The sequence below is a fragment of the Chloracidobacterium sp. genome (genome assembly GCA_016716305.1).
In the GTDB taxonomy this organism is placed as follows: Bacteria; Acidobacteriota; Blastocatellia; order Pyrinomonadales; family Pyrinomonadaceae; genus OLB17.
The window spans coordinates 901,986-919,856 of the sequence record JADJWP010000002.1 but is presented as its reverse complement, the minus strand read 5'-3'; the positions used below and the strand labels follow the sequence as shown (position 1 = coordinate 919,856).

The following is a 17,871-nucleotide window of genomic DNA, read 5'->3' as shown; positions in this document are numbered from 1 at the left end:
GATGGGCTGAACCGATCTAAAGCGATCGGTTAAGGTGCAACAAATAAGGGCTCCGCAATTGCGGGGCCCTTATTTACGTCTGCGTACAGGTGATCAACTTTCAATTCGCGGCCCTTGCGGTCTCTGGCTGTTCGGGCCGTGGCGTCGCAAGTCCTAATTCGGGCGATCGATATGAACATCCGCTAAGCGGTTCGGTTTAAGCCAGGGAATCCGAACTCAGTTTCTAACGATCGCGAAACGCGCAAACAAAGATTTTTTCCATGCAGCCATCACTTTACAGGCTCTACGATAAGCCTGCGCGAAGGTTTTGGTTGTCTGCCAGTATCACCTGTCAGCAGTATGGACTGCCTTTCACCGTATTCGGTAAACACCCATGCCTCGTCCGGTATCAATTTCGGCGTCAAGAAAACCGTTTCATCCGGTGCAATCGGTGTCTGCAACGTGATTTCGATATTGGTTCCCCTTAATCGGGCATCAAGACCGATTGGCGGTTTCGCCGCAATGTCGGTAGGCGGCAGTTCGCCGTCTGATAAAGTTGTATATTGAAAGACTACTTGGACATTCTTCGCTGGTAGTGACCCGAGATTTGTAATCGCAAAATGCCTGTGCGTAAACGTGTACGGGACTGAATCCGTCACGTTCGAAATTGCGGGCACGACTTCGGTAGACACCAAAACCTCGAGGCCCAACCGAGGACGATTTCGAAATTCCTGCATCTGTGGAACAAGAAAGAAATACGCTACAACAGGGGATAAGATAGAGACAATAAGTGCAAGGATGCTGAGGGCGATACTGACATTCTCTTGTGTTAGATACTCCTGAAACCGCATGCCGTGTGTTGTAGTCGTTGTCCTGGACGCAATCGCCTTATTGTTCTTTCTTCGAGCCATAAAAACCCGCACTCGATTGTAATGCCATAATCACTCATCGGCAAACAATCATTGTTGCGGTGCCTGAGCTCCATGTTGTCTGCAGAGTGAACAGAAGCTTCTAACACCTCCTAATCCCACTGCTTTTAGTTAGAAGGTGGCTAGTGCTTTTGGCTCCGAACGCGGAGGGCAGGAAGAAAAACGCGAGGCGTTGCAGTACCTCGCGTCTTTGGTTTGCTTGTAACCGGCGGCTATTCGCCCTTGGCGACGGCCTTGTTCGGGAGTTCTTCCTCCGGACGCGGCGTTGCGAGCCCGAGCTCCGGCGAGCGCCAGAGGTTTGAGACAAGCAACTCGCGGATGAAGGTCATCTCCTTCGGCAGGCGGTCATAGAGCTTAAAGAAGAGATCGTCGTGGGTCGAGATCTCCTTGATCCACATATCGCGGTCAAGTTTCATCACCGTATCCCACTGCTCGGGGCTGAAGTCGAGCCCACGCCAGTCCATATCCTCATATCGAGGCATCCAGCCAAGCGGTGTTTCGACCCCGATCGATTTACCGCGAGCTCGTTCTACGACCCATTTAAGGACGCGCATGTTGTCACCGAAACCCGGCCATAGGAACTTGCCGTTCTCGTCTTTGCGGAACCAGTTCACCGAGAATATCCGGGGCGGTTCCGGGATGTTGCGTCCAAAATCGAGCCAATGGGAAAAGTAGTCGCCCATGTGGTAGCCTGCGAAGGGAAGCATCGCAAACGGATCGCGGCGAACTTCGCCGATATTTCCAAACGCCGCTGCGGTCATTTCCGACCCCATGGTCGCTGCCATATAAACGCCGAACGCCCAGTTGAACGACTGTTGAATCAGCGGAACGACTGAATTACGGCGGCCTCCAAAAATGAATGCCGAAACAGGCACGCCCTTTGGACTGTCAAAAAGCTCATCGACGACCGGACACTGTGTGATCGGGGCGGTAAAACGCGCATTCGGGTGCGCCGCCGGTTTATCGCTTGCCGGTGTCCAATCGTTGCCCTGCCAATCGATCGCATGGGCCGGTTTATCTCCGTCCATGCCTTCCCACCAGACGTCGCCGTCATCAGTTAAGGCGACATTCGTGAAGATTGTATTCTCCTTGATCGATTCCATCGCATTCGGGTTCGAAGAATAATTCGTCCCCGGTGCAACCCCGAAAAAGCCGGCTTCCGGATTGATCGCGTGGAGTTTGCCATTTTCGTCTGGCTTGATCCAGGCGATATCATCTCCGACCGTGGTGATCTCCCATCCTTCTTCCTGAAACGGCTTTGGTGGGATGAGCATTGCAAAATTTGTCTTTCCGCAGGCCGAGGGGAACGCGGCACAAACGTAATCCTTCTTGCCGTCAGGCGACTTTACCCCGACGATCAGCATATGCTCGGCCAGCCAGCCCTGCTCGCGGCCAAGCGTGGAGGCGATCCGGAGCGCGAGGCATTTTTTTCCAAGCAACGCGTTACCGCCGTAACCCGAACCGTAGGAGATGATCGACCGCTCCTCGGGGAAATGGACAATGTATTTGTCCTTTGGATCCGGAGAACACGGCCAGGGCACGTCAGCCTGGCCATCCGCAAGCGGCATGCCAACGGAGTGCAGGCAATGAACGAACTCGCCGCTGCCCAGTGCGTCCAACGCCCTTTGTCCCATTCGCGTCATGATCTTCATGTTTACCGCGACATAAGGCGAATCTGTGAGTTGAACACCGAACTGTGATATTGGCGAACCGATCGGTCCCATACAGAACGGTATAACGTACATCGTCCGTCCTTTCATTGACCCGCGAAACTTTGGGGTCAGTATCGCTTTCATGTCTTTGGGTGCCATCCAATTGTTGGTTGGCCCGGCATCGCCTTTTGACAGCGAACAGATATAGGTTCGGTCCTCGACGCGAGCGACATCAGACGGATGAGACCGAGCCAGAAAGCTGTTTGGGCGTTTTTCCTGGTTCAGCCGGATGAACGTTCCCGCATCAACCATTTCCTGGCAAAGGCGGTCATATTCTTCCTCCGAGCCGTCACAAAGGTAAACAGCGTCTGGTTCACAAAGCTCGGCCATGTCTGTGACCCAGCGCTTTAATTCTTCATTCTTTAGATTTTCGGGAATAGTGTATTTAGCCATACATTTAGTAAATGGACTCGAAAAGTTTGTAAATGCCTAACTTTAGTAAACCAAAACGTACAATAACCGCTTATTTCTGCGAGTATTTCGGTAGATTATCACAACATAACCGAAAAAGTTAACGCGGCCGTAACCAGAAAGCGCGAATTGGCTTTACCAATTTCGCTCACTCCATATGCGTAGTTCGTCCGCCCTTCGGATCGCCGCGATCAGCGCGGTCAATCGATCTGTTCCGACCTGCGGCCGGCATACTGTTTTGTCGTGTGGACCGCGATAGCCAGAATAATTATCGCGCCGCCAAGTATCGCCCATTTCGACGGCTGCTCGCCAACAAAAATAAACACCCAAACCGGATTCAGCAGCGGTTCGATAAATCCGATCAAACTCGCGTCCAATGGGCGGGTTCCGCCGACAACGCCTTTAATGAAAAGTATGTATGAAACACCGATCTGAAACACGCCCAGAAACGTGACGGCGATCCAATCAAGCGCGGTCATAGATCCGATAACGGAAATTCCGGTCGGTGCATTAAGAGCCGCGAGCAGCAGGTTGCCGTAGATAACAGCGATCGTCGGATTGAATCCTTTCGCCTTTGGGTGCCTCAACAGCATTATGTATAGCCCGAGAAATATCCCCGAGAACAACGCTGCGATGTTGCCTTGGTAATCCTCAAGCCGGAGCTGGCCGACAAAGAAAAGGCTCATCCCGGCAAGCACAACGACGACCGTGATCAGGTCGCGCCAGTGAAATTTCTCGCCAATTACAAATGGAGCAAGTACGAGAATGTAGATCGGTGCGGTGTATTGAAGGAAGATCGCATTCGCCGCAGTCGTCTTCTTGGTCGCCCAGACGAATAGGAAAAGCAAAGCGGCATAAATGATCGATGTGAAAACTCCAAAAGCGTCGATCTTCAGGCCGTCTTTCCGCGTTATGGCGATTACGGTCAGCGCCGCAAAAAGCGAACGAAAAAACGTGACCTGATAGGCGTCGAGCGTCGTCAGCTTGATAAATAGTCCACCGGTGCTCCAAAGAAAGACAGCGATGAGCACATAATACAGGGGGCTGATGCGTAAGCTTCTCGATTGCTGCATACTTATTTCGCGGGGAATGCTTTTATCGCGAGTTCGGCAGCGGCCAGTAGTTCCTTTCTTGTGCTTCCTGTGCTGCTTTGTACCGAAAGTCCCCACATTTGCGTTGTAGCAAATTTGGCAAGCGCTTTCGCATTTGCGGAGCTCGGGAGATCGCCTTCTTCGATCGCTCTTTCAAACCGCTCGCGAATATCAGCTTCGCCGTCGCGGCGACGCTTTTTCATTTCATCAAGAAGGGGCCTGGAAGCTTCGCCACCCGCCATAGCACCACATACGAAAAGGCATCCGCCGGGATTATTCTTGTCTGTAAGTAGATCGATCACACCATACAGCAAGCCTTCAAACGCTTCACGGGCAGTGGGCTTTGCAAGAGCTCGATTTACATACGACGCCGGATCACGCCTGTATCGGTCGAGCGCAAGACGAAAAAGGTTTTCCTTATCACCAAATGCAACATAAAGGCTCGGGCGATTGATACCAAGTTCGGCGGTCAGATCGGGGATCGTGGTTCCGTGAAAACCCTTGCGCCAAAAGAGCATCATTGCCTTTTGGATCGCTTGATCTAGATCGAACATTCTGGGACGACCGCGTTTCATCTTTAGTGATATTGTGGGCTAATGAAAAATAGCACAACAGTCTTGACATTGCGCAGCTGGCGGCAATATATTTACCGGTCAGTACATAAATAAACGATCGAAAAGGAGAACGACTCATGAACGAATCGTCATTTGAAGGCGTAGGCGGACTGAAGATCTTTAACCGAACGTGGAAGCCCGAGAGTTCGCCTCGAGCCGTTATGGTCCTGATCCACGGTTTCAATGCTCATAGCGGCTATATGACCTGGCCGGCAGAGCAATTGGCGGCCGCGGGCATTGCATGCTATGCGCTTGACCTTCGCGGACGCGGCCAATCGGAAGGTGAACGCTTCTATGTCGAGGAATTTACTGATTACCTTGGAGATGTTGGTAAGCTAGTAAACATTGCTCGAACCGAGAATCCTGGACTGCCGGTCTATCTGCTCGGACATAGCGCAGGCGGCGTGATCGCGACGTCATATGTTTACGAGCATCAGGATACGATTGGCGGGTTGGTCTGTCACAGTTTCGCGTTCGATGTCGGATTGCCTCATCTGGTGCAGCTTGCTTTGGAAGGCATAGCGAAGATAGTCCCGCATCTCCACGTGTTCTCGTTGAACAACGCCGATTTTTCGCGTGATCCGGAGCATGTGGAGCGGATGAACAACGATCCGCTAATTCATAAGGAATCACAGCCAGCCGAAACCGCTCGGGTTATGCTGCTTGCGGCCGAAGCTCTGAAAGAGCATATGCCGAACTTCCGCGTTCCGGTATTCATCATCCATGGCACCGATGATAAAGCGACGCGGTCGGCCGGCAGCCAATATTTCTTCGACAACGCGGGCTCGAAGGATAAGACGCTCAGGCTTTACGAAGGCCACTACCACGACCTTCTGGCCGACCTAGATAAAGAAAAAGTGATGGCCGACATTTTGGCCTGGCTTGACGAACGCATCCCGGCAGAGAATGCAGCCACAGCATGAGTGCAAAGTTGAGAGAACGGCTTCCGATTGTTGAGGACGTACTCGGCGAACGGGAAGCTGTTCTTTCTTTGAACCTTACCAGCTACAAGAACCACGTTTATCGGATGGTCAACTTCGGCCTTGCTTTCGGAGACCTTTCACCGGCTGAGGAAGAAAAGGTCATCATTGCCGGGTGCTTTCACGACCTCGGCATATGGAACGACGGTACGTTCGATTATCTCCGGCCGTCGATCGCACTCGCCCGTGAATATCTTGAGCAGATTCACAAACCCGATTGGTCCGATCAGATATCGCTTATGATCGGCGAGCATCACAAACTTCGGCGTCATCGAGGAGATGCCCTCACCGAGGCGTTGCGGAGGGCCGATCTTGTTGATATCTCGTTGGGAGTTATCAGGTTCGGGCTCGACCCAGTTTTTGTGAGGGATGTGAGAACGCGATTTCCGAATACGGGCTTTCACGTCGGTTTGCTTAGGACCGCGTGCTCATGGGTATTGCACCATCCCTTCAACCCGGTCCCCGTTTTAAAATGGTAAAATTTGGTCGCATAGGCGTTTAAGAATAATCTGATCGCGGCCTCAAAAATGAATGCATAGTCTATCAATGCCATATTTTCTCGCCGCCGGTGCCGTTCCCCAATTCCTGACCGAGTCGGTCGCTTTGATCGTCGCCGGTGCGCTTATTGCGTACATATGCTTTCGGTTAAAGCTCGTTCCCATAGTAGGATTTCTCCTGGCTGGCGTGCTGATCGGCCCGAATGCCCTTGCGATCGTCAAGGACCAGGCGCTTGTCGACGCGACCGCCGAGATCGGCGTTATCCTGCTTCTTTTCACGATCGGCATCGAATTCAGTCTTGAAAAGCTGGCAAAGATACAGCGATTGATCTTTGGCGGTGGTATGATGCAGGTCGGATTCTCAGTAGCTGCGACCGCGTTCGTCCTCTCAGCATTCGGTGTCGATTGGAAGGCAGGCATATTCACCGGAATGCTGGTCGCCCTGAGCTCGACGGCGATCGTTCTCAAGCTTCTTGCCGACAATGGCGAGACGAATTCCGAACCCGGGCAAGTATCCCTCGGCCTGCTTATTTTCCAGGATCTTGCGATCGTGGTCATGGTGCTGCTTGTGCCTATCCTCGCGGGCAGCGAGGGCGGCGGATTGGGTGACATCGGTATTGCACTTGCGACGGCCGGGTTGATAATCGCCGCCGTATTGGTGATCACACGACGTGTAATGCCCAAGATCCTCGAAGCCGTCGCGATGACATGCTCGCCCGAACTATTTCTTCTTACCGTTATTGCGATCTGTTTCGGCACGGCTTACCTCACAAGCCTCGCCGGTGTCAGTCTTTCGCTCGGTGCCTTTCTCGCCGGCTTGATGGTCAGCGAGAGCCGCTTTTCACAACATGCTCTGACCGAGACGCTGCCCTTACAAATACTCTTTTCGGCCACGTTCTTCGTATCGGTCGGGATGTTGCTCGACCTCGGATTTCTCGTTCAAAACCTGCCGATCGTCGTCGCCGCGGTTGCGACGGTATTGATCATCAAGATCGCGACCACCTGGATCAGCGTAAGGACACTTGGCTATGCGACACCGATCGCAGCCGCTTCAGCACTGACTCTTGGGCAGATCGGCGAGTTTTCGTTCGTGCTCGAACGCGCCGGTCGCGAGGTCGGTCTATTTCCGGCCGCAGCTGGAACGGCCGGCTCGCAGGCGTTTATTGCGACCACCGTCATACTGATGGTGGCAACTCCGCTTTTGATGCGATTAGGATCGCGGCTGTCTGACCGCATTGTCGAACGACGCGAGACGGGCAGCATGCCCGACGATTTGGAAACGCAGCTTGCTGACCACGAACTTGACCTCGAAGATCATGTGATAGTCGCCGGTTACGGACGCGCGGCACGGTCTCTGGTCCGGATTTTAGCCGGATCGGGCATACCCTATGTCATCACGACCCTTAGCCCTGACGGCGCAAACGAAGCTGAGACCGAAGGTCTTCCGGTAGTTCGCGGCGATGCATCGAAGCTGTTTCTTCTGACGCACGTCGGCATCCAGCGGGCAAAGATGCTGGTCATCGCCGATGATAATCCATCGACCGCCCATCGGATCACATCGGTCGCCCGCCAGCAAAATCCTACGATGAGGATCGTCGTCCGAACCCGTTACTCGATAGATGCCGAGGAACTGCTGCAGGCCGGTGCTGACGAGGTAATATCCGAGGAATTCGAATCGGTGGTGCAGTTGTTTGGCGAGGTGCTTCGCGAATATCGTGTCGATGCGGAAAAGATCGAACGACTCGAGGACCTCGCCCGAAAGAACGGTTATGCGGCGATGACGTCCGAGCAGCTGAAGGTCGAGAATTCAGAATTTGCGTGCAAGCCGGGCGACGATTGTTACGATTCGCGAACCGTCACGATCCGCGACGGTTCTCCGGCTGCCGGAATGACGCTCGGGGAACTCGGCCTTGGAGATCGCGGCGACCTCGTCGTCAAAGAGCTTATCCGAAACGCCGCACCGATCGATGTTTCTCCGCAAACAACGCTCTTGCCCGGCGATGAGCTTATAATTGCAGGTTCGACCCAGGCATTTGCCGGCAACGCCGCGAAGTTTCGCGCCGGCACCGCCCAGGCGAATATACAGGCTGACGGCGGTAATGCCGTTGCCGTCGGCTTCGCAAGCCGAACCGCCGACCCAAGCAGGGAACCAGCGATCGATACCGAGAAGGAATATCTTTATCAATCAAAAGCCGACGAAAGCGTCTGCGGCCACCTTGACCAGATCAGACCTGTTTTTCCCAGCGCCGCCGGCTGCGAGGAATGCCTTGCTGACGGCGACGATTGGGTGCATCTTCGTATGTGCCTTACCTGCGGACACGTCGGATGCTGCGACACTTCAAAGAACAAACATGCAACGGCTCACTTTCGCGAAGCCGGGCATCAGTTGATGACATCGATGGAGCCCGGCGAGGACTGGGGCTGGTGCTTCGTTGATGAGGAATACATCTAACGTCACCGGCCGTTCATTGCGAGCCTGCTGACAATGTGCTTCGGAAAACGAAAGCCTACTCACCGGATGCGGCCGACGAGATCGTTTCGCGGAGCTTTTTGGCCGAGGTCGTTGCCGGTTCGAGTTCGACCTCGTCGACGTTGCCGCGGACCTTTTTGCCGAAGACCGCGTTCCAGGGCGGGATGACGATCGTCACATTTCCGGCCGTCCGCGACTGGCACGCAAGGCGAATGTAAGGTGAGTCGGACTCAGGCTGATTATAGCCGAAGACCTTCATCTGCCGGCGTTCACGGGCCGAAGGCTGCGAGAGCTTCTCGGCGCCGCCGAGAACGCCTACCCAACAGGTGCCGCACGATGCCGACGTGCATTCGACCGGCACGGGGCCTTCCCAACAGCGGGCATCACGCGACTGCCAGTCCTGCGAGCGGTCGAGTGCAGAGGCCGAAGCTATCTCCTGATCGTTCACTATCCTAAACCGTCCGGTCGATGCGTATTCGTCATAGACGACCGAGAAATTCTTGTCGATGGTCTTAAGAAAACCAAAAATGCCCTGCGAATCGTCCGCCTTGCGGGTGGCGGCGATCGAGTCCGGCGAACCGGCCATTATGCCGGCTGGTTTTTGACCGACGCCGGGAGCCGCTTTGAAAGCTTCGAAGCCGACCTGGATCATCGTCATTAACCCGGCAGCCGCGATCGCAAGCGTCAACGATTCCTTGGTTTTCGCCGCAGCCGCAGCGGTCTTCGCGATGCTCCGGATCTCGTCCGCAATTTCTTTGACATCGTCGCCCGAAGCGGCCCTTGCCTCGATCGCTGCCTTTACCTGCGGCCAATAGCGGTGGCCGTAAAGAAAGCTGTGCGATGTGTCGATCTTGTCGTCGAGGCCAAAGTCCCCCTGCATCGCAAGCCCCCGTTTGGCTTCCTCTGCGTCGTCAGCAGATCGAAGAAAGCGATGAAGATCAAGCGGATAGAATCGGAACCAAACCTGTACGGCCGTCCTTTCTACTTCGTGGATCTCGTTCGAAAGAGAATCGACAGCGGCGAGCCAATCGGCTTCGGCAAACTTGTTAAGCGAATCTGTGAATAGGTTACTCATAGCGTTAAATTCGATGGATCAGGCAAAAGAGTATTAAAGCAAATATCACTGATGCCGACAAACCCGCCGTGTTTCGTTTAGCCGCAGGTTACCTTTCACCCACCGATCAACCGCTGGTTCGAAAGCGTTCGTAGACTCAATATGCACCAATCACATGATGCTTGTCAGTCTTAGCGATCAAAATTGGACGGTAGGTTATTTTGCGACCCGAGGCTTTCGTCGCAATTTTACGCAAACTCAAGCCAGTCAAAGTTTTACTGCCAGGCATAATATTTCACGATCCCAATATTAGTTGATATGGCAGCTCGAGTTCTCATTTAATGAACGGGTTAGACCTGTATCGATCTTATTTCGGTTGGCGTTGGCAGTCGGTTTTTCGGCTAACATCCCAATGCCATCATTTATGCCGGAATGCAGGCTTTCGTTGACAACCTTTCGGGCGCTAGGTAATAATTCCGAAACGGTTAAGACGTTTGGTAGGACTCTCAATGGACAGGCGGATCTTCCACATCGTTTCGCAGCTTTCCAACGGTCTGGGTCGTCAGTGGGCCGTCGTGAAGATGGCCGAAGAGGTCCGGATGTCTGTGTCACAATTTCGAAGGCTCTTCAAGGATCAAGTCGGACAGACGCCAGTCGAGTTCTTAAATCAGCTTCGATTGGCAAAGGCCCACGAGCTGCTTTCAGACCCAAAGTGCTTCCTCCAGATCAAGGAGATCGGTGCTAGCGTGGGCTATGTCGATAAAAGTCGATTCACCAGAGAATTCAAATCCAAATATGGTCTTACGCCATCTGAATTCCGTGATAAGCAAGCTGAGATCGAGCAGTCAAAGGTGAAAGTTCTACATAAATGATCTATTTGGACAACAAAAGGTCTTTTTAGACAACTAACAACCATTCATGCGGTGAACCTCCTGCTATAAACTCTTAACGATACAAAACGATCGTGAAGCGGTTCGGAAAACTACGAATTTCTGGAACGACAATGATTCATTGTTGCCAAACGATCGGGTTGCACAAACGTTGCTGCATCAAACCCAAAGAGTCACCATTGGAGGCCTAAATGCGATACATATCCAATTCAATGATTCGGGCCGGAATCTTTAGTTTCACGTTGCTCTCAGTTGGTTTTGTTTATTACGCTGCATTTGGCAGTCGCTGTGTTGAAGCCTCGAGTTGTGAGGAAACGTTCACCAATTTCACCAACGCAAACTGGGCCTATAGTAATGCTTTTCAGAGCTATTACTACGGTGTCCCTACAACTTGTCAACAGCAATGCCAAAACAGTCAAAACCCAAACTGTATTTCAGATTGCCAAATATCACGACATACCGCACTCGCTCAGGCGGACACAGCTTTGTTCACCGCCGCATGGGCCACTTGCACGCCGATAACTGTTGACGAGTGCGATCAAGCACGGGCTATGGCTGATGATTGTGCGATTCAGCATAATTATCTTGATTATCCGAATCAGGAGGAGAGATTGGCGATTTTTGCGCAGTACTCAGCATGCATGCTCGCTAGTAAGGTAAGCGCTTGTCAGTAACTTGGGCCTGATTATTAGAGTGCTCCTTAAGCGGATATCTGGGAGGAGTCCTCAAAGGTGATGAATTCTAATTTGATCGCATTCAGTTTCGATGTTCCAACTTGTTTCGTCGATGGATCAATTGGCCTCGTTTAATAGATTCAGCGATTTTGCTGTTGCCCGCTGAGTTTGAATATGAAGTCTTTCTCGGTTCTGGTTTTCGTTGCGTCATCCTTCTTTTTAACTTCAGGTCAAACGCCGTCCGGCACGCCTGCGGGGCCATCTTCACAGACAAGCGCTAGAATCAAGAATTTCGGCTCAAGCCTTCAGAAATATGAAAAAAAGAGAAAACAGACCGCGAATTTGAATGCAAAGAACGACCCGTTAAAAAGCATCGACAATAAAACCGACGATGATGAAGTTATTAAAATAGAAACCGGGCTTGTCTTGCATGATTTGCTGGTTTCCGATCGTGCGGGGAATGTTGTGACCCAGCTCAAGGGTTCTGATTTTCTTTTGCTGGAAGACCAGGTTCCACAGTCGATCGAAGTGTTCGCCGCTAGCGAAAACTCACGGATTCCGCGTTCTATAGTACTTGTAATCGACACCAGTCTATTGCAGTTTCCATTCCTGAAAATGAGTACGGACGCCGCGAAGACCCTCGTTGATAAACTCAGGCCCGATGACGAGATGGCGATCGTTACGGCCGACTTGATACTCCATTCGGATTTCACAGCCGATAAGACGCTCCTTAAAGCCACCTTGAACGAGGTGGAGAAAAGAGGCATTGAATACGCCTCATGGTATCGGCGCGGAGCTCGAAAAGATGACCAGGGATATGAACACGCGCTTAATATTGGCCGTGGCGGGCAGTTTGAAACGCTGCTTGCAGTCCTGAATGAGATGTTTGACGATAAACGAAAACAGCGTGTCATCATTTTTCAGGGCGACGGAGGTCATATGATCTGGCTAAAACCCGACAAAAACCTTCCTTACCCGGTATCACACACGACAAGAATGAACAGTGGAATGAAATATTCGGGGGAAAGCGCAATTAAGAAGTTCGGTTTTGGGGAGATAGAAGAAGCTATTGAGGTTTCAAGGGTCACGATCTATTCTGTTATTCCAGGAATTCGGTTTTTCGGACTGCCGAAAAGAGAACGAGCGAATCGAGCGAGAATTTCATGGGCGAAGGTTAACGAAGCATTTGGGTGGAAAACCGATTATCCGGCGGAAATGACGCGTATGTTTGAAGACCGAGAAGAAAATGTACGCACTGCCGGCCAAGCTGCAATGTTCAAAGTGGCGGAACTGTCGGGCGGCAATACTGCCGTGATGGAGAAACCGGAAGATGCGGGACGCATCTACGCTGATATTTTGGGTGTTATCGAGAGCCGTTATGTGATCGGATACTACCCGACGGACGGTGTCCCGAGCGAGAGACGACGAAGTGTAAAGGTCGAGGTGCGCGGCCGACCTGATTACACCGTTACAACACGCAGTCATTACATTTTGAAGTAGGCCTTTGAATCGCGACCGACCTCTGCGACACGTCCGCAAAGCTTAAGCCCTAAACATGGAACTTAGAAAGCCGAAGTGCGTCTATCGAAATAGACGCACTTCGGCTTTGATACCGAAATCGATCGGAAATGTTTCTCCGGGTATTGATCAGCCGTCGTCAGTGGGTGTTAGTGCTTACGTTCAGATAAAGACGAGGCCGGATCGCGGCCTAGACCCTGCGTCCTCTCACAAGCTGCAGAACCAAAACGATAGCTGCGATCACCAAAAGAACGTGAACAAGGCTGCCAACCTGCGCTCCGGCAAAGCCGAAACCCAAAGCCCACAAAACCAGTAGAATTATTAATATAGTCCAAAGCATTTTCTTTCCTCCCTTCGCCCCAACACTCTCCGATCGAAATCTGCTTCGAACGGGTTCGGCGGCGGTTTTGATCAGTCAGTCGGTTTACGCAGCCGATCAATGTGAAATAGCCAACGGCCTGATCGGCATACTAACCGACATTTTTCACGAAAAACATATTTTCCGCGGAACATAAACCATTTATATCAGTTATTTAAGTTATCTTATGTGCGATTGCGCACGAATTCCCGATCAAAATTCAACTATCATTCATTTAGATCTCAACGAGCCCGAAATATGCGATCTTCGCCGCCAGAACCGATACGCGGGCGATATATTGCGACCATGCGGGCTGATGATGAGCTAGGGAGTTATTAAATGGAAGAAAAAAATTAAAGAAATACTGAACTGCAACGCCGAAACACTGCTGATCGAGGTTTTTTTGGAGCAATGTCCTATCTATTGATCGGGGGCGGCATCGGCGTTGCTGTCGCACTACTTTTTGCACCAAAATCCGGAAGTGAATTTCGGGGCGATATTGCCGATGCGACCAGAAAAGGCTATGACCTTTCACTCGAAAAAGCAGTTGAATTCAAAGCAAAATCGGCTGAGGCACTGGAGTCTGTTAAGGAAAAGGTGGCGAATGTCTACGATCTTGCATCCGCAAAGTTGAGTCAAGAAGGCGAAATGATCTCGGACCTTGTCTTAGGAAAGACGGGCGATGCGGCGGAAGCTGGCGCACCGAAGCAGAATGACTCGGGCAATACGTCTAAACGATCAGGTAACGGCCAAAGGAGTTCGAGCATAGTTTAAGAAAACAGGATCGAATAAGCGGCGTTAAGCATCGATGTTTGACAACGCGGGGACGACACCGAACGGTCTGCACCAGACTTTACTGTTCCTGCGATCGGTAAACCGGATCAAATGCCGGACTTGATTGTCCGCAGATATTCGCGCGATGACAACAGGAATTTGTCCAAGGAGGACAAAACAATGAGAAAGATTTTAAGTAAAGCATTATTTTTATCACTGATCAGCTTGGTGATCACTATCGGCACAATGGCTCAAACCCAGACACGTGCCTATCAGGTTTCCGATCGTCAGGTCCAGACACTTCTGAATCGGATCGAGACCAGAACCGACGCATTCAGGAACGAGATCGAGCGATCGATCGACTACCGAAACAACGATCGCGAGGATTCGATCAATCGAATGATCGCGAATTTCGAAAATGCGACGGATGAACTCAAAAACAATTTTTCATCTCGCCGTTCAACATCGGACGACGTACAAGAAGTTTTGAACAGAGCCGTTCAGGTAAACACGTTCATGTTGAACAATCGCATGTCCGCGACGGCCGAGAGTCAATGGAATCTGATCCGTGCTGACATCAATACCCTTTCGGGTTACTACAGGGTTCGATCTGATTGGAATTCGAATCAGAACTACCCCGGCAGCCAGACCGGCAGTTATTACGTTTCGGATGCCCAACTTCGAACACTTCTCAACCGTCTGAATCAGAGAACGATCAGTTTTCGTACCAGTTTCAATAACTGGGATCGCGTTAATCGACGGTATCAGGAAAGACAGGAATCGGATGTCTCGCAGGATGTCTCCACATTCGCAGCTGCAGTAAACAATCTGAGACAGTATTACAGCGACCGCAATTCTGTTAACGCGGATATCGGCCAAGTGCTGCGGCCGTCGGTCTCGATCAACAGCTTTCTTGGCTCAAACCGAACGAACAATACCATCACAAACCGGTGGAACCTCGTTCGCAGCGATCTGAATACGCTGGCGAGTTATTATCGCCTCAGCTGGGATTGGAACAATCCGGTATTTCCCGGCTCAACAAACCCAAATAACCAGTATGGCGATTTTGACTCACGGCTAACGGGCAGTTGGCGGTTGAATACGGCTCAGAGCGACAATGTTGCTAACACCGTCGAACAGGCCATAGTCAACGCAGACTACAACAACAGCCAGCGTGACCGGGCTCGTGTGAATCTCGAACGCCGTCTGCGTTCGCCTGAGACTCTGTCGTTCGAGAAACGCGGACGGCAGTTGACAATGTCGTCGGCAAATGCGGCTTCCGTGTCGCTCGAGGTCGACGGCAGGACACGTACTGAAACATCGCCGAACGGACGAAGAGTGAGCGTCAACGTTACGGCGACGGATCGCGAACTGACGATCAACTATGAAGGCGATCGGGTCAACGATTATTATGTGAGTTTTGCTCCCGTCAACAATGGTCAATTGAGGGTAACGCGACGCATCTATTTGGAAAACCAGGAGCGGACCGTGACCGTGACCAGTGTTTACGATCGGATCAGCAACAACCCGCAATGGAATACGACTGCGTATCCGACCGTCTCCGATAATTATCGGACCGAAGGATTCTTGATCCCGAACAACACGCGGATGACGGCCAGGCTCGAAACGCCGCTTTCGACGAAGTCTGTCAATAACGGCGACCGCTTTTCGATGATAGTGACCTCGCCTTCACAGTACTCGGGTGCTGTGATCGAAGGAAGCGTAGTTGGTGAAAGATCGGGCGTTGTTTCGGGCCGTGCGAACCTCGGCCTCAATTTTGAGACGATCAGGCTACGTGACGGAAGGACCTATGGTTTTGCGGGCATCGTAGATCAGGTCCGCGAGCCGAACGGCAATGTCGTTAACGTCAATAACGAAGGCGTGATACGTGACGGTAACCAGACCACAAAGACCGTTACACGTGCGGGCATCGGAGCCGTTCTTGGCGCGATCATCGGTGCGATAGTCGATGGCGGCAGCGGTGCTGCGATCGGTGCCGGTATCGGAGCTGGTGCAGGGGCTGGAACGGTCATACTGCAGGGCAGGGATAACCTCGAACTCTCCTCAGGGACTGAGTTCAACCTTACTGCGATGGCTCCGACAACTGTCAGTTCGCGTTAGTGGTTTATGATCGATCGGTCGATCAGAACTGTCGTGACAGGGCCAGCCGCGAAAATGCGGTCGGCTCTGTCACTTTTTAAATGGTTGTTGCAGATGTTGCGATCGTTTTTCATTTCATCGAGGGCTTGGCCGCATCAATCATTAAGACTACGGGACTAAACCGGTCTTCCATGCTTTTCACATTTTGAGGGGATCACCCTAAGGCTTATCAATATCTCAGCTTAAGATGAGTAGTTCGATATACATCGCAAATTGTTGGCCTGGTCGCGATGGGCCGCAGTTTCCGGGTCTGGTGGACTACGGCAAGAAATGGCTATATGCGGTCATGCGCGGTCATGATTGCCTCGTTCCAGGTCATATGTCGTCGACGTTTGGTCATATGGTTCCTATCTGTGGAAATGCGGGGTGGAACGGACGCATTCGGAAAACGCGGATGATGGGCATGTTTAGGTCCAAAAGGGAATTGTGGGCAGGATCATCAAAAACGCCCCACTTTGGCTTGACACCAATTCCCCAAAATCATAATATCTAGAGTTTCGGACTTTGACGGTCTGGGCTGCAGTGCTGTTTGGCGACAAGCAGGCGTGCAGGGGTTTGAAAGCTTAGAGCAGGAATTGTAGCGTAAAGCGGGCGTCCAACGTCCACGGCTTGATCGAGTCACATCTATTATTTGCCACGCTACAGCAAAGTTCGGGCTTTCTGCGTAAGTAGATCAAAAGGTTTCTAAATCAATCAGCTTGAAGCTGCTTGAGCTAACTGCCGGAATGCGTTTTCGGCAAGAGTCAGGTAAAGGACGGATTTTGTCTTTTAAATAGGGGCGAGAGCTGATAGCGATCAGCAAAGAGCCTTCAAGAAATATCTTGAGAACAGCCGGCACGCAACCCGGCAAACGCAGGAAGAAAAGATGCCAACTATCAATCAATTAGTTCGCAAAGGGCGACAGAGAGTTAAGTACAAGACGGCGAGCCCGGCTCTGCAGTCAAATCCGCAGAAACGCGGTGTTTGCACCCGCGTTTACACGTCGACTCCGAAAAAGCCGAACTCGGCACTACGAAAGGTCGCCCGTGTCCGCCTGACAAACCAGATCGAGGTCACGACCTATATTCCCGGCATCGGCCACAACCTGCAGGAGCACTCGATCGTGCTCATTCGCGGCGGACGTGTGAAGGATCTTCCGGGTGTGCGTTACCACATCATCCGCGGAACGCTCGATGCTTCAGGCGTCGCTAACCGCAACCAGTCACGTTCGAAATACGGTGCAAAGCGTCCGAAAGGAGCGAAATAGGTAAAGTATGGCAAGACGTAGAACAGCAGAACGACGAGAGATACTGCCCGACCCGATCTACAACAGCCAGTTGGTGACCAAGTTCATCAACGGAATGATGTGGGAAGGCAAGAAATCGGTTGCCGAAGAGATCTTTTACAGCGCTATGGAAAAGATCGCAGAAAAAACGGGCGAAGAGCCGCTTAAGGTCTTTAAGAAGGCCGTTGATTCCGTCGCTCCGACGCTCGAGGTCAAATCACGCCGTATCGGCGGTGCGACCTATCAGGTGCCGCTCGAGGTCAGCCGCGACCGCCGAAACACGCTCGCGATACGCTGGATCGTCGGAAACGCCCGCAACCGCAGCGAGAAAACGATGCGCGACCGCCTGGTAGGCGAACTTCTCGATTCGACGAGCGGACGCGGAGGAGCGGTGAAAAAGAAAGACGACGTTCACCGTATGGCAGAGGCGAACAAGGCGTTCGCACATTACAGATTCTAGGGAATAGGGACGAGTGACCTGCGTTTTCTTGTTACT

At 52.0% G+C, this 17,871-nt stretch carries 16 protein-coding genes; 9 read left to right on the top strand and 7 right to left on the bottom strand.

The window, feature by feature from the left end; translation table 11 throughout:
- Positions 1 to 269 precede the first annotated feature (269 nt).
- The 4 genes from IPM28_06070 to IPM28_06055 all read right to left on the bottom strand — a co-directional run bounded on the left by IPM28_06070 (position 270) and on the right by IPM28_06055 (position 4,697).
- Positions 270 to 890: a hypothetical protein gene (locus tag IPM28_06070; GenBank protein MBK9172556.1), complete on the bottom strand. Its 621-nt coding sequence runs from the start codon at positions 888 to 890 to the stop codon at positions 270 to 272.
- A 230-nt stretch (positions 891 to 1,120) separates the two neighbouring features.
- Positions 1,121 to 3,013, bottom strand: a complete 1,893-nt coding sequence (locus IPM28_06065) for a phosphoenolpyruvate carboxykinase (GTP) (protein MBK9172555.1) — start codon at positions 3,011 to 3,013, stop codon at positions 1,121 to 1,123.
- Positions 3,014 to 3,231: 218 nt separating this feature from the next.
- Positions 3,232 to 4,104, bottom strand: coding sequence for an EamA family transporter (locus IPM28_06060; protein ID MBK9172554.1), 873 nt, complete (start codon positions 4,102 to 4,104; stop codon positions 3,232 to 3,234).
- Positions 4,105 to 4,106: 2 nt separating this feature from the next.
- Positions 4,107 to 4,697, bottom strand: a complete 591-nt coding sequence (locus tag IPM28_06055) for a TetR/AcrR family transcriptional regulator (GenBank protein ID MBK9172553.1) — start codon at positions 4,695 to 4,697, stop codon at positions 4,107 to 4,109.
- A 116-nt stretch (positions 4,698 to 4,813) separates the two neighbouring features.
- Here IPM28_06055 and IPM28_06050 point away from each other — a divergent pair, with 116 nt between their 5' ends.
- The 3 genes from IPM28_06050 to IPM28_06040 are packed head-to-tail and all read left to right on the top strand — an operon-like array spanning position 4,814 to position 8,665.
- Positions 4,814 to 5,659 carry an alpha/beta hydrolase gene (locus tag IPM28_06050; GenBank protein ID MBK9172552.1) on the top strand — a complete coding sequence of 282 codons (846 nt, stop codon included), beginning with the start codon at positions 4,814 to 4,816 and terminating at the stop codon, positions 5,657 to 5,659.
- On the top strand, positions 5,656 to 6,195 hold the full coding sequence (locus IPM28_06045) for an HD domain-containing protein (GenBank protein MBK9172551.1): 540 nt from the start codon (positions 5,656 to 5,658) through the stop codon (positions 6,193 to 6,195). The genes IPM28_06050 and IPM28_06045 overlap by 4 nt, the downstream gene beginning before the upstream one ends.
- A gap of 52 nt (positions 6,196 to 6,247) precedes the next feature.
- The gene (locus IPM28_06040; GenBank protein ID MBK9172550.1) at positions 6,248 to 8,665 is read left to right on the top strand and encodes a cation:proton antiporter; all 2,418 of its coding nucleotides are present in this window, start codon (positions 6,248 to 6,250) and stop codon (positions 8,663 to 8,665) included.
- A gap of 55 nt (positions 8,666 to 8,720) precedes the next feature.
- Here IPM28_06040 and IPM28_06035 read toward each other — a convergent pair whose 3' ends face one another.
- Complete coding sequence (locus IPM28_06035) at positions 8,721 to 9,758, bottom strand: (2Fe-2S)-binding protein (GenBank protein ID MBK9172549.1); 1,038 nt, start codon at positions 9,756 to 9,758, stop codon at positions 8,721 to 8,723.
- A gap of 488 nt (positions 9,759 to 10,246) precedes the next feature.
- On the opposite strand from IPM28_06035, the gene IPM28_06030 reads away from it, so the two are divergent.
- Together IPM28_06030 and IPM28_06025 are read left to right on the top strand one after the other, a co-directional pair.
- Positions 10,247 to 10,609 (top strand): helix-turn-helix transcriptional regulator, encoded by a 363-nt coding sequence (locus IPM28_06030; GenBank protein MBK9172548.1) that lies wholly within the window; start codon positions 10,247 to 10,249, stop codon positions 10,607 to 10,609.
- Positions 10,610 to 11,475: 866 nt separating this feature from the next.
- Positions 11,476 to 12,801, top strand: coding sequence for a VWA domain-containing protein (locus IPM28_06025; protein MBK9172547.1), 1,326 nt, complete (start codon positions 11,476 to 11,478; stop codon positions 12,799 to 12,801).
- Positions 12,802 to 13,009: 208 nt separating this feature from the next.
- On the opposite strand, the gene IPM28_06020 is transcribed toward IPM28_06025, so the two are convergent.
- A complete protein-coding gene (locus IPM28_06020) occupies positions 13,010 to 13,159 on the bottom strand; it encodes a lmo0937 family membrane protein (GenBank protein ID MBK9172546.1) in 150 nt (49 codons plus the stop codon).
- Between the two features lie 253 nt (positions 13,160 to 13,412).
- Entirely contained in the window at positions 13,413 to 13,589 is a 177-nt protein-coding gene (locus IPM28_06015) for a hypothetical protein (GenBank protein ID MBK9172545.1), read from the bottom strand.
- Here IPM28_06015 and IPM28_06010 point away from each other — a divergent pair.
- From IPM28_06010 to rpsG, 4 genes are all read left to right on the top strand, one after another.
- Complete coding sequence (locus IPM28_06010; GenBank protein MBK9172544.1) at positions 13,589 to 13,951, top strand: YtxH domain-containing protein; 363 nt, start codon at positions 13,589 to 13,591, stop codon at positions 13,949 to 13,951. The genes IPM28_06015 and IPM28_06010 overlap by 1 nt on opposite strands.
- 180 nt (positions 13,952 to 14,131) lie before the next feature.
- Positions 14,132 to 16,072 (top strand): glycine zipper family protein, encoded by a 1,941-nt coding sequence (locus IPM28_06005; GenBank protein MBK9172543.1) that lies wholly within the window; start codon positions 14,132 to 14,134, stop codon positions 16,070 to 16,072.
- A gap of 904 nt (positions 16,073 to 16,976) precedes the next feature.
- Positions 16,977 to 17,357 (top strand): 30S ribosomal protein S12, encoded by a 381-nt coding sequence (locus IPM28_06000; protein ID MBK9172542.1) that lies wholly within the window; start codon positions 16,977 to 16,979, stop codon positions 17,355 to 17,357.
- Between the two features lie 7 nt (positions 17,358 to 17,364).
- Positions 17,365 to 17,835 carry a 30S ribosomal protein S7 gene (gene rpsG / locus IPM28_05995; GenBank protein MBK9172541.1) on the top strand — a complete coding sequence of 157 codons (471 nt, stop codon included), beginning with the start codon at positions 17,365 to 17,367 and terminating at the stop codon, positions 17,833 to 17,835.
- The last annotated feature ends 36 nt before the right edge of the window (positions 17,836 to 17,871 follow it).